The organism is Candidatus Hydrogenosomobacter endosymbioticus, assembly GCF_021654655.1.
GTDB lineage: Bacteria > Pseudomonadota > Alphaproteobacteria > Holosporales > GW7 > Hydrogenosomobacter > Hydrogenosomobacter endosymbioticus.
This window is the reverse complement of record NZ_AP025225.1, coordinates 370,486-382,828: the sequence shown is the minus strand read 5'-3', so window position 1 is coordinate 382,828 and position 12,343 is coordinate 370,486. Positions and strand designations below refer to the sequence as shown.

General features: G+C 45.3%; 10 protein-coding genes, 2 tRNA genes and 2 rRNA genes. 11 read left to right on the top strand and 3 right to left on the bottom strand.

The genetic code is table 11. The features are described from left to right. The first annotated feature begins 14 nt into the window (after positions 1 to 14). From lptB to HYD_RS03800, 8 genes are all read left to right on the top strand, one after another. Complete coding sequence (gene lptB, locus HYD_RS01735; RefSeq protein WP_236865714.1) at positions 15 to 746, top strand: LPS export ABC transporter ATP-binding protein; 732 nt, start codon at positions 15 to 17, stop codon at positions 744 to 746. A gap of 284 nt (positions 747 to 1,030) precedes the next feature. Next, positions 1,031 to 1,942: a signal recognition particle-docking protein FtsY gene (locus HYD_RS01730; protein ID WP_236865712.1), complete on the top strand. Its 912-nt coding sequence runs from the start codon at positions 1,031 to 1,033 to the stop codon at positions 1,940 to 1,942. A gap of 256 nt (positions 1,943 to 2,198) precedes the next feature. Continuing rightward, positions 2,199 to 3,694 (top strand): 16S ribosomal RNA (locus HYD_RS01725). A 139-nt stretch (positions 3,695 to 3,833) separates the two neighbouring features. Continuing rightward, positions 3,834 to 3,907, top strand: a tRNA-Ile gene (locus HYD_RS01720). Positions 3,908 to 3,955: 48 nt separating this feature from the next. Further along, a tRNA-Ala gene (locus tag HYD_RS01715) sits at positions 3,956 to 4,028 on the top strand. Positions 4,029 to 4,144: 116 nt separating this feature from the next. Further along, positions 4,145 to 6,891, top strand: a 23S ribosomal RNA gene (locus tag HYD_RS01710). Together the 16S and 23S rRNA genes with 2 tRNA genes alongside form the textbook arrangement of a ribosomal RNA operon. Positions 6,892 to 7,551: 660 nt before the next feature. After that, positions 7,552 to 7,695, top strand: coding sequence for a hypothetical protein (locus tag HYD_RS01705; RefSeq protein WP_236865711.1), 144 nt, complete (start codon positions 7,552 to 7,554; stop codon positions 7,693 to 7,695). Then, positions 7,685 to 7,819 carry a hypothetical protein gene (locus HYD_RS03800; protein ID WP_272876447.1) on the top strand — a complete coding sequence of 45 codons (135 nt, stop codon included), beginning with the start codon at positions 7,685 to 7,687 and terminating at the stop codon, positions 7,817 to 7,819. Before HYD_RS01705 ends, HYD_RS03800 begins: the two co-directional genes overlap by 11 nt. 321 nt (positions 7,820 to 8,140) lie before the next feature. Here HYD_RS03800 and HYD_RS01700 read toward each other — a convergent pair whose 3' ends face one another. After that, the gene (locus tag HYD_RS01700; RefSeq protein ID WP_236865710.1) at positions 8,141 to 8,479 is read right to left on the bottom strand and encodes a HesB/IscA family protein; all 339 of its coding nucleotides are present in this window, start codon (positions 8,477 to 8,479) and stop codon (positions 8,141 to 8,143) included. Positions 8,480 to 8,504: 25 nt separating this feature from the next. Then, on the bottom strand, positions 8,505 to 8,843 hold the full coding sequence (gene rpsP, locus HYD_RS01695) for a 30S ribosomal protein S16 (RefSeq protein WP_236865801.1): 339 nt from the start codon (positions 8,841 to 8,843) through the stop codon (positions 8,505 to 8,507). A gap of 448 nt (positions 8,844 to 9,291) precedes the next feature. Here rpsP and rph point away from each other — a divergent pair, with 448 nt between their 5' ends. The 3 genes from rph (at position 9,292) to HYD_RS01680 (ending at position 11,450) form a co-directional block, all read left to right on the top strand. Next, complete coding sequence (gene rph, locus HYD_RS01690) at positions 9,292 to 10,002, top strand: ribonuclease PH (RefSeq protein WP_236865709.1); 711 nt, start codon at positions 9,292 to 9,294, stop codon at positions 10,000 to 10,002. A gap of 3 nt (positions 10,003 to 10,005) precedes the next feature. Beyond that, entirely contained in the window at positions 10,006 to 10,575 is a 570-nt protein-coding gene (locus HYD_RS01685) for a PglD-related sugar-binding protein (protein WP_236865708.1), read from the top strand. 110 nt (positions 10,576 to 10,685) lie between these two features. Further along, on the top strand, positions 10,686 to 11,450 hold the full coding sequence (locus HYD_RS01680; RefSeq protein WP_236865707.1) for a hypothetical protein: 765 nt from the start codon (positions 10,686 to 10,688) through the stop codon (positions 11,448 to 11,450). Positions 11,451 to 11,455: 5 nt separating this feature from the next. Here HYD_RS01680 and HYD_RS01675 read toward each other — a convergent pair whose 3' ends face one another. Further along, positions 11,456 to 12,190 carry a class I SAM-dependent methyltransferase gene (locus HYD_RS01675; RefSeq protein ID WP_236865706.1) on the bottom strand — a complete coding sequence of 245 codons (735 nt, stop codon included), beginning with the start codon at positions 12,188 to 12,190 and terminating at the stop codon, positions 11,456 to 11,458. Positions 12,191 to 12,343: the final 153 nt, after the last annotated feature.

Sequence of the window (12,343 nt, the reverse complement as noted above, 5' to 3'; positions counted from 1 at the left end):
AATAGAGGCTAGCTATGAAAAGACTGTGTTTTTTTGGACAAAATTTATATAAAAAATTTCGCGATAAGGATGTTGTAAGCGATGTTTCTATATCACTTTTTGTCGGCGAGGCGGTCGGATTGCTTGGCCCTAATGGTGCGGGCAAGACTACAAGTTTCCTTATGATGGCGGGCCTTGTTTTTCCAGATAAAGGATCGATATTTATCGGTGATATTGACGCTAGTTTGTGGCCGCTATATAGGAAGGCCAGGTTTGGAATACGCTATCTTCCGCAAGAGTCATCAATATTTCGCGGAATGAACGTGGAAGACAATATAATGGCAGTTCTTGAGCTGCTAGAGCCTAACGCAAGAAAAAGAAAACATGAGCTCGAAAAACTGCTTTCTGATTTCAACCTTTTAGATTTGCGCAAAAGGTCCGCGTTGCTTTTATCCGGGGGAGAGAGAAGGAGAGTGGAGATAGCACGCGCTCTTGCTGGCAGTCCAAAATTTTTGCTTCTGGATGAGCCGCTTGCGGGGATTGATCCGAAATCTGTTGACGATATTAGGGGGCTTATTTTGCACTTGAAGGAAAGGGGGATAGGTGTTCTGATCACAGATCACAATGTGCGCGACACGCTCAAAATAGTCGATAGAGCGTACATAATATATGAAGGCAGAATATTGCAAGAAGGCTCTCCGCAAGAGATAGCAAACAGTCAAGTTGTTCGTAGAGTTTATTTGGGAGATTCGTTCAAAATAGAGTGAAGCGTATGCAATAATCATAAAATTCTTGCTGTTTTATGAGGCTTGCGGTCGAAATTGTAAGGGTGTGCTTCGCTTTGGCTCGTTCTGCGGCCTCGATATTTCTTCCTCCGGCGCCGTTGTATTGCGCGCTATGGGTTTTACCCTTGTTCTATACTTATAAGGCTGCGGGATGCTGTAAATTTCGCGCTTCTGGGCGGCGCTTACAATAGCTGATGCTCTTTCATTCTTAGCGTGAATTTGTTATAACCTCGATACAAAGCGAGCGATGAAAGGCGGGTGAGTCTATGTGGGGTTCGCTTAGGTCCTCTATCTCTTTCGTAACAGATGGGATTTTTTCTAGGATTAGCGGGTTTAAAGCGCTAGGGTGCTCTGCTGATATATTGGCTGAGCTTGAAGAGGAGCTTATACGTGCTGATTTTGGTCCGTCCGTTGCCAAAGAAATTGTGGAAGTTGCAAAAAATACTGTTTCGCGCGATGACGCTCTTGCTCGAATATCAAACTATATAGAGAAAGAGCTGTCTTTATATGAAAAACGCTTTGATATGAGCTGTGAGAACGGGCTCAGAGTTATTATATTTGCTGGCGTTAACGGGGCTGGAAAAACTACTACTATAGGTAAGCTCGGGGCTTCGTTTGTTCGATATGGGAAGAAGGTTAGGTTCATAGCTGCGGACACTTTTAGAGCTGCTGCTGTGAGCCAGCTTGAGGTGTGGGCAGAGAGAGTGGGGGCAAATATGACTTCCGCAGGAATATCGGCAGATCCATCAAGTTTAGTGTTTGAAGGTATCCAAAGCGCTGTTAACCTAAAGGAAGATGTTGTTTTGATTGACACTGCTGGCCGTCTTCCCAACAAAAACTCTCTCATGGATGAGCTTGGCAAAATTGTGCGAGTGGCTGAAAAGCAGCGCGACAAATATGGCGATATTTTTGTAGAGAAAATGTTAGTTTTGGACTCGTCAACAGGTCAACACGCTTCGGTTCAAGCTGAAAAGTTTAAGAGTTCTATGGGTGGGGATGACATCTCCATAATAATGACTAAATTAGATGGGAGTGCTAAGGGAGGGACGGTTTTGCGAATTGCGCGCGAGAGCGGACTGCCGATCTGCCTTGTAGGGACTGGAGAAGGGGTTTCCGATTTCGCACAGTTCGATGCGACGGAATTTTCAAAGCTTCTTTGCGGAATGGATAACAAATGATCTCATATACCCTCTTGTCTTTTCTGTGCTGTGGAGGCGAAGCCGTTCTTTTTGTCTACGTCGCCACTGTTTGTAAACAATTTTAAAAATAGGTATTGACACCTTCGGGGGCGCAAGGTATGATCTGGGTATTAATTGGTTGCTCTTTAAGAAAGTTAAAAAAAGAGGAGAGATAAACGGTCGGCAAGGTTCGCGCCGTTGATTTCTTTAGATTTAAAATAAAAGCCAGGAGTTTGGATTTTTCCGGACTTCTATCGAACTTGAGAGTTTGATCCTGGCTCAGAACGAACGCTGGCGGCATGCTTAACACATGCAAGTCGAACGGAAAATGATTTCGGTTATTTTTAGTGGCAAACGAGTGAGTAATACGTGGGAATCTACCTCTTGGTGGGGGATAACTGTGGGAAACCATAGCTAATACCGCATGTGCTTGGAAACAAGTAAAGATTTATCGCCAAGAGATGAGCCCGCGCCGGATTAGGTAGTTGGTGGGGTAATGGCCTACCAAGCCTGTGATCCGTAGCTGGTCTGAGAGGATGATCAGCCACATTGGGATTGAGATACGGCCCAGACTCCTACGGGAGGCAGCAGTGAGGAATATTGGACAATGGGGGAAACCCTGATCCAGCAATGCCGCGTGAGTGAAGAAGGCCTTCGGGTCGTAAAGCTCTTTCACCCATGAAGATGATGACGGTAATGGGAGAAGAAGCCCCGGCTAACTCTGTGCCAGCAGCCGCGGTAATACAGAGGGGGCTAGCGTTGTTCGGAATGACTGGGCGTAAAGGGTGCGTAGGCGGTTGTTTAAGTAAAGTGTTAAATCCCCAGGCTCAACCTGGGAGTCGCATTTTAAACTGAATGACTAGAGTGTGAAAGAGGAAAGTGGAATTCCTAGTGTAGAGGTGAAATTCGTAGATATTAGGAGGAACACCAGAGGCGAAGGCGGCTTTCTGGGTCACAACTGACGCTGAGGCACGAAAGCGTGGGGAGCAAATAGGATTAGAGACCCTAGTAGTCCACGCCCTAAACGATGAGCGCTAGACGTTGGAAATTTTTCAGTGTCGCAGCTAACGCATGAAGCGCTCCGCCTGAGGATTACGGTCGCAAGATTAAAACTTAAAGGAATTGACGGGGGCCCGCACAAGCGGTGGAGCATGTGGTTTAATTCGAATCTACGCGAAAAACCTTACCAGTTCTTGACATGGGGATCGAGGGCTCTGGAAACAGAGTCCGTCAGTTCGGCTGGATCCCACACAGGTGCTGCATGGCTGTCGTCAGCTCGTGTCGTGAGATGTTGGGTTAAGTCCTATAACGAGCGCAACCCTTGTCCTTAGTTGCTAACGGGTAAAGCTGAGAACTTTAAGGAGACTGCCAGCGATAAGTTGGAGGAAGGTGAGGATGACGTCAGGTCATCATGGCCCTTATGGACTGGGCTACACACGTGCTACAATGGTGGTGACAGAGGAGAGCGATGGGGTGACCCGGAGCTGATTTCAAAAAGCCATCTTAGTTCAGATTGCTCTCTGCAACTCGAGAGCATGAAGCCGAAATCGCTAGTAATCGCGGATCAGAACGCCGCGGTGAATACGTTCACGGGCCTTGTACACACCGCCCGTCAGGTCATGGGAGTTGGTTCTGCCCGAAGCCGGTTTGCTAACCATTTTATGGGGGCGACCGTATACGGTAGGGTCGATGACTGAGATTAAGTCGTAACAAGGTAGCCGTAGGGGAACCTGCGGCTGGATTACCTCCTTTCTAGGATATGAGAAGATTTGCGAATCTTCTTGATCTTGAAATTAAGGATTCGATGGCGTGGGCTTGTCGATCGTTTATCTCTCTTTGTTTATTTGCCTGGTTATTAGGGCTTCTTCTCGTGTTTTATCGATTTGATAGGGGGCTAGTAGCTCAGTTGGTTAGAGCGCGCGCTTGATAAGCGTGAGGTCGAAGGTTCAAGTCCTTCCTGGCCCATTGCTATCGGCTTGTCGTTGTGGCGGTATTGTGGTATTAGTGTTCTGTGGGGATGTAGCTCAGCTGGGAGAGCGCGCGCTTTGCAAGCGTGAGGTCGTCGGTTCGATCCCGATCGTCTCCATTGTCTCTTTGGCTGCTTGGCAGAATTTGACTTTTGAAGAGGTGTTCTTTGAAATTGTAAATATGGGTGTCTGTGATTTCAATTTGTCACAGACAAAAAGATTTGAACTGAGTGTGAATCAAGCGTATAAGAGCATTTAGTGGATGCCTTGGCATTAAGAGGCGATGAAGGACGTGGCAGACTGCGATAAGCCGTGGGGAGGAGTCAACTTCCGTTGATCCGCGGATTTCCGAATGGGGAAACCTACCGCTTTAGCGGTATTCTGTGCTGAATAAATAGGTGCAGAAAGCGAACCTGGTGAACTGAAACATCTAAGTAACCAGAGGAAAAGAAATCAAACGAGACTCCGTTAGTAGTGGCGAGCGAAAGCGGATTAGGCCTGTGGTCTGTTATTAAAAACTGGAATTGTCTGGAAAGGCAAGCGATATAGGGTGATAGCCCCGTACAGGTAGATTTAATGGCAGATCCTTGAGTATGGCGGGACACGAGAAATCCCGTTTGAAGATGGGGGGACCACCCTCCAAGCCTAAGTACTACTTAATGACCGATAGTGAACAAGTACCGTGAGGGAAAGGTGAAAAGTACCCCGAGTAGGGGAGTGAAATAGTATCTGAAACTGAATGCTTACAAGCTGTCGGAGCGGCATTATGGCCGTGACGGCGTACCTCTTGTATCATGGGTCAGCGAGTTCGTCTGTAAAGCAAGCTTAAGCCGGTAGGTGTAGGCGTAGCGAAAGCGAGTCTTAATAGGGCGCATAGTTTTACGGATGAGACCCGAATCCAGGTGATCTAGCCATGAGCAGGCTGAAAGTGCGGTAATGCGTACTGGAGGGCCGAACCATATCCTGTTGCAATAGGTGTGGATGACTTGTGGCTAGGGGTGAAAGGCCAATCAAACCTGGGAATAGCTGGTTCTCCGCGAAATCTATTTAGGTAGAGCGTTATGTGGTCATTTCTGAGGGTAGAGCACTGAATGGGCTAGGGGGAAGCGATTCTTACCAAACCCAATCAAACTCCGAATATCAGAAAGAGAAAGCATAGCAGTCAGACGGTGGGCGCTAACGTTCATCGTCGAAAGGGAAACAACCCTAATCGCCATCTAAGGTCCCAAAATTATGGCTAAGTGTGAAAGGAAGTGGATTGGCCAAGACAGCTAGGAGGTTGGCTTGGAGGCAGCCATCCTTTAAAGAAAGCGTAATAGCTCACTAGTCTAGGAAAGCCGATCTGCGCCGAAAATGTAACGGGGCTAAAGCCATATACCGAAGATGCGAATCTCTCTGTAAAGAGAGGTGGTAGCGGAGCGTTCTGTAAGTCTGTGAAGGAAGACCCGCGAGGGCTTCTGGAGATATCGGAAGTGAGAATGCTGACATGAGTAACGTAAAGAAGTGTGAAAGACACTTCCGCCGAAAGTCCAAGGGTTCCTGCGCAAGGTTAATCCGCGCAGGGTGAGCCGGCCCCTAAGGCGAGGACGAAAGTCGTAGTCGATGGGAATCAGGTTAATATTCCTGAGCCTGCTGAAAGTGACGGGGACAAAATGATGTTGGTGCTTATTGGATTGTTGCCAGCGTCTGGAGTCTTCCAGGAAATAACTTCAGCATTTAGACCGTACCTCAAACCGACACTGGTGGACTGGTTGAATATACTAAGGCGCTTGAGAAAATGATGTTGAAGGAACTCGGCAAGTTGCTCTCGTAACTTCGGGATAAGAGAGGCCCTGCCAGGGCAACCTGGTTGGGGTGGCACATGAGAGGGGGTAGCGACTGTTTATCAAAAACACAGGGCTCTGCTAAGAAGAGATTCGATGTATAGGGTCTGACGCCTGCCCAGTGCTGGAAGGTTAAGAGGAGATGTGAAAGCATTGAATTGAAGCCCCAGTAAACGGCGGCCGTAAATCTAACGGTCCTAAGGTAGCGAAATTCCTTGTCGGGTAAGTTCCGACCTGCATGAATGGCGTAACGACTTCCCCGCTGTCTCCAACATCAACTCAGTGAAATTGGATTCTCCGTGAAGATACGGAGTACCCGCGGTTAGACGGAAAGACCCCGTGCACCTTTACTGCAACTTTGCATTGGTGTGAGAGGTATCATGTGTAGAATAGGTGGGAGACTTTGAAGCTTTGGCGCTAGCCGAGGTGGAGTCACCGTTGAAATACCACCCTTGATGCTTTTTATACCTAACCAGGCGCTGTTATCCAGCGTTGGGACATTGCATGGTGGGTAGTTTGACTGGGGCAGTCGCCTCCTAAAGAGTAACGGAGGCGCGCAATGGTAGGCTCAAGCTGGTCAGAAATCAGCTGTAGCGTGTAATGGCATAAGCCTGCCTGACTGCAAGACCTACAAGTCAAGCAGAGACGAAAGTCGGTCATAGTGATCTGGTGGTTCCTTGTGGAAGGGCCATCACTCAACGGATAAAAGGTACGCCGGGGATAACAGGCTTATCTCCCCCAAGAGCTCTTATCGACGGGGAGGTTTGGCACCTCGATGTCGGCTCATCACATCCTGGGGCTGGAGAAGGTCCCAAGGGTTTGGCTGTTCGCCAATTAAAGTGGTACGTGAGCTGGGTTCAGAACGTCGTGAGACAGTTCGGTCCCTATCTGCCGTGGGCGTTGGAAAATTGAGAGGATCTGCCCTTAGTACGAGAGGACCGGGGTGGACGTACCTATGGTGTGCCAGTTGTGATGCCAATTGCAGCGCTGGGTAGCTATGTACGGAATAGATAACCGCTGAAAGCATCTAAGCGGGAAACTAACCTCAAGATTAATTTTCCCTATAGGGTCGTGAAAGACTATCACGTTGATAGGCTGGGTGTGAAAGAGGAGTAATCCTTTGAGCTAACCAGTACTAATTCCCAATTGGCTTGATTCGCATTCAGTTCAGATCTTTTTAGTAAATGGAGGCTGTAAATCTAACGGTCTTAAGGTGGCAGAGTTTATTGTTGGGTAAGCTGCGACCTGCATGGATAGTGTCCTTACTTTCTTGTTGTCTTCGGCGTTAGTTCAGCGACGTTGGGTTTTCTTTTTTTGTTATTATGACGAGTGATCTTGGTGGTTTTGTTTCCGATGGGCTGTTGGGTTTAGGTCTTAAAGTTGTGGGTTTTCGCGTTATTCTCCCGGTTTTCTTTTTGTTTGGTATGAGTTATAGGCGCTCGTTAGACGGGGCGGAGATGTTGTTTTTTTAGTCTAATAGAATAGAGCGTATTATTGGTGCTTGTGCGGTGGGCCGGTGTGTGGCCGGGAAGGCTAGAACAGGGCCCCGGATGCTAGCCGAAAAGACAAATAAGATTGAAAAGTCGGATTATTCGGTGCCGGACGCGGTGCCGTGGATGTCTCTCATGTTTCCAGGAATGGCAAACTCAAACTTTAAACTTTTTCTATTCTGAACGTTTTCTATATCTTGGGCACAGGAATGATATGGTAGATTTTAGTGTGACTGCGTGGTGCTTATTCCTCGTCCGTTATATTAGTTTCGTGCTATATTGGTTCCATACCTATTCGCTATGGTGGCTTTCGGCATAGGCATGTTAATATGTGTATCGGTGCGGTCGGTGGAAAAAGCGCTTTAAATTTGATGCGTCTTTCCGTTCTTCGGCGCCCATATTCCTATGTGGTTGTTGTAGGCGCAATTATAGTAACCAGCAGGCGTATGTGCGGAGGGGTTTGTGAATCGTGAATGTGATGAGTGTATTGGTGGCGGTGTCGGCAGTGTCCGTTATTACATCGTAATACTTTCTTTTTTCTATTTAAACATAGGCTTCACTTTAGATTTATTTAGGTCTGTTATAGATGTAGTTTAAGGATGAGCAGGTTGTGTTTTGAGTTGCTGTGTATGGGGATGTAATTGGTTTTGCCACAAGATGTGGGCTTGTTGGCAAGAATGAAGAGGTGGAGATGCTATTATGTTGCTGTGTTGATTTATTTATTTGAGCAAAAAAGTTGCTTTTTTAAGTTAATTCCCAGCGGCGCGGATCTTTGGGTGCATAGGTTTTCTATGCAAACATTTAAAAATTCGAAATAATAACTCTAATTTATAATTAGATAATATTCAAACGACTAGACCTGCTAATGCAGCAACTTCTCCGAGAGATATAGAGGTATAAGACTGCTGGGAGTTTCTGTCATATACCAAACGATTTTCCGCAGGAACAGCGACCTTTCTCATTGGGATTACTAAACACAAATCCTGGATCAAGAATGCTGTCCCTATAATCGACCTGGAGTCCGTCCATCATATCCTTCTCACAACTATTGAAAAACAGGACAATTCCAAACTCTGTCTGTACTGCCGTAAGCCCACTAACGTTATCGCTCTCATCAATATAATCCATAGCATAAACAAACCCGGAACACCCTTCGGATTTGAGCCAAACCTTTACTCCCAAAGGGAGCCGATCTCTCATGCCGAACAGCTTCAATATATAGTCAGAAGCTTTTTTCGTAACAACTACGTTAATCATAACCAAATCCAAACACACGAACGAGTTAGGCGCTGACCTTAGCAGACGCAGCCCTTTCCAAAGCCCTTTTCTTAGGCGCAGACTTCTTCGGAGTAACTTTTATGGCATGCTTAGGCAACGCACCTATATTAGCAAGAAACAAGCGTACGCGATCTGTCGGCTGCGCACCTCGAGCAAGCCAATACCTTGCCCTCTCCTCATTAAGCACAACCTTATCGCAACTATCTTTGTCTAAAAGAGGATTGTAAGTTCCAATATTTTCTTTAAATTTCCCATCCCTAGGAGAGCGAGCATCTGCAACAACTATCCAATAAAAAGGGCGGTTAGTGGTTCCGCGGCGAGCAAGACGCAACTTCAAAGCCATCAAACAACCAAAATTCTCAACCAATTGGCCCATTATACCACCAATTATACTCTTTTGGAACTGTGTTTATTTTCGATAATAGTCATATCTTTTAAAGCAAAAGGCGCTGTATAGAAGTCGTAATTGAACCATTAGGCTGTTTCTATAATCTCATATAGGTTTTGAGCGCCGCCGATGGTCTATGCCAAAATGCATAAACTTCAAACGTGCTAAGTGTTTAAAATTGTTTAAATTTTTGATGAAGCTGAGAATATGATATTAACGCGCGCGCGAGTTTTATATCAAAAATTTTACTTAAATTCTAATTAACACTTTAAAAAATTTTATCTTTTTGGAAGGAGAGACTTTATGTTTTATGGGTATTATTAAGAATTAGACTATTATTATCTTCGCATATACGTTATATTGTATCGTGATTGTCCGTGTGTTGTCGCCAGGAGAAAGGAATATGCGCGCTGCAAACAGAGGTAATATGGAGCACAGGCAAATCGTTATCGTTCCTAACGTTTCGCGGTATGCTGAGGGGTCATGCTTGATAAAGGTTGGAAACACTCATGTGATCTGTACTGCGTCGCTTGATAATAAGGTGCCTATGTTTTTGAGGGGCAGACAAAGCGGCTGGGTGACTGCGGAATACGGTATGCTCCCAAGGGCGACGCATTCTCGAATGGACCGAGAGGCTTCAAAGGGAAAGCAGTCTGGCAGGACTCATGAAATACAGCGCCTTATAGGACGGTCGCTGAGGGCGTGCATGGACCTCTCCGCTCTTGGCGAGATGCAGGTAAAAATAGACTGCGACGTTATACAGGCAGATGGAGGAACCAGGACTGCTTCGATATCAGGAGGATATGTTGCTCTCGCTCTTGCGATAAAAAAACACAGGGATTCGTTTTCTAGAAATCCGATTGTAGAGCAAGTCGCGGCTATATCCTGCGGTATGTTGAATGGAGAATTGCTTTTAGATATGAATTATGACGAGGACAGTCAAGCAGATGCTGACGGAAACTTTGTTCTTGTCTCTTCTGGCGGAATTGTTGAGGCTCAAATTACAGGTGAAAAAAGCATAGTAAGCAGTGCGCAATTGACGGAAATGATAAATATATCGTTTGAAGGATGCAAAAGCATATTTAGTGCTCAGAGGGAAGCTATTAAAGGCTAGGGCATGGAAAAGGTTTCGAGTTCTTCTGTTGCGATATATGGAGCCGGAGGGAACGCTAAATCGGTTTATGATGCTGTTTTATCGCGAGGGTATTTGTGTTGCGGTTTTATAGACAGTTTTGTAATGGAGTTTTTTGGTTTGCCTAGAATCCCTGAGGACAGGTTGTGGATCGATTCGTCCGTGCCTCTTGTGATGGGCGTCGGCGGAGTGACCCCTGATCAGCTTTCTAGAAGATATGACTTGGCTAAAAAATTTGGCGAAAAGCGATGGGTATCCGTCGTTGCTAGGTCTGCTGTTGTCAGTGAGCTAAGTAGCGTAGGAGCTGGCGCTACTGTCTTTCAATCTGCTGTGATTGACGCAGCTGCTCGTATAGGAGACTTCTCTCTCATAAACATAGGGTCTGCTGTGTGCCACGATGCATGTATAGGGAAAGGAAGCCACGTTTGTCCCGGAGCTAAAGTTCTGGGAGGGGCGATTGTTGGGGATTTCTGCGTCATTGGCGCAAACGCAGTTGTGCTACCCAGAACTGTTGTCCCCAGCGGCACAACGGTTCCGGCATGCTCTAGATTTTAGAATTTTAGCGGCGCTGCTGATTATGGATGAAAAATCGCGATTTCACGAAAAATAGAAGAAGAGAGATTATAAAGAACTTTGGGGCATAAATAGATTTTATCAGAACGCACATGATGTGGACAAAGAAATTTTTGCTAGCGGCGGTTCTAGCTATTATAACTTTCAATCGCGCTGAGGCTGTGTATTTTACGAACAAAGAGTGGGGCGAGATTGAGTCAAATATAAAAAATTTTTTTCCTGAGGGAGGGCGCCAAAAAGAGGTCATCGCAAAAGAGTGCGTCCGTTTGCGAAACGTTATTGAGAAAATGCCTTGTGTGGATGAAGATGTCGTCAAACCTGCAATCGTTGCGCTGTATCTTAGAATTTATGGAAAAGAGCTTAAGAAGCAAGTTAGTTGTATGGAAGTTTCCGCTGACACAAAAGTATCTCCAAAAGGGATTGGGAAGCTTTTCAAGAAAGCCATAAAGCTCGCTATTTTTCATTCTGGCGCAATATCTAAGTTTGTCGATAATTTTTATGAAAAATGCAGAGAGTCTGCGACAAAAGCAATAGCTGAAGAGATGGTTGAAACGTGGAAACTAGAAGGCTCTTCTTCGGATGGTGTTGTAATCGATAGAGTGGTTAACATGGCTATGGCCAAGCAAGGGTTTGATGGAAAAGCAGAAGATTTTGCTAGAAGATTCAACGTTTTTAGTAGTCTGCCTGTTTTGAGGCTTTTTTGGAATTATTCGTCTTGCGGCGCGCCTGAAGAAAAAAATGCTGCCAATACGATTTGCAATAAGATAGGGAAAAATCTGAAAGAATTTTGCAAAAAGTACGTTTATGTAACAATTGCAAGCTTAGAATCGGATTTTTCTGATAAATCAACGAAGTAATTATACTATTTTTTCTTTGCTGTGAGTATCAATGAGGACCCGAATGGGAAAGTTATTTTTGGCATAATCGAAGCCTCTATAGAAAACACGGAGAGTAGGGCTCGGTTCAACAGTTGTGGCGGCATTTTTGTGTCGTCGCTTTGCTTTTTACCTGATATATTTCCAATGAATCTGACCAGAAAGAATGCTGGAAATAAGAAAAAATTGAAATAACTAGTAAATTTAATTTCCCATTTATCATTGCTAAACAGGCTAGTGAGAGATTTTTTTGTGTATCGGCGCTTATGGTTATTAGCTATATCGTGATAGCTCCATAAAAACTGGTATGAGGGAACTGTCGCTATCAAAAAGCCTCCAGGAGAAAGCATACTGCGCAGATCATTTACGGCGGAGTCATCGTCGTCTATGTGCTCCAAAACATCAAACATGCAAATTACGTCAAACTTTTCGACACATTCAGAATCCTTATACGGAAGCAGCTTACCTTTTAATACCGGGCATACGTTTCTCTTAACTGCATATTCGCGAGCAAAATCATCAAACTCTAGCGCGTTTAGGGAGGCAAAACTTGACAGCATTTTTAGATTTCCACCAGTCCCGCATCCAATTTCTAACATTTTCGCATTTTTATCGATGTTTACTGTGGAAGCAATTATTTTTTTTATTATTTTCCTGCGAGCGATAAAAAACCAGTGATTGTCTTCGCACTGGGCTATGGCAGACACTAAATGTTTATCCATGAAAATCGCGGTTATACGGGGCTGGCTCCATCAATACTATCATAAAGTGGATGGAGAGTCATTTTTACTGGTGTTTTACGGGCATCTTTTGTGTTGAGGCGATTGTAATTATACGGTGTAAATTACCAAGCCTTTGATTTTTTTTATTGTCTA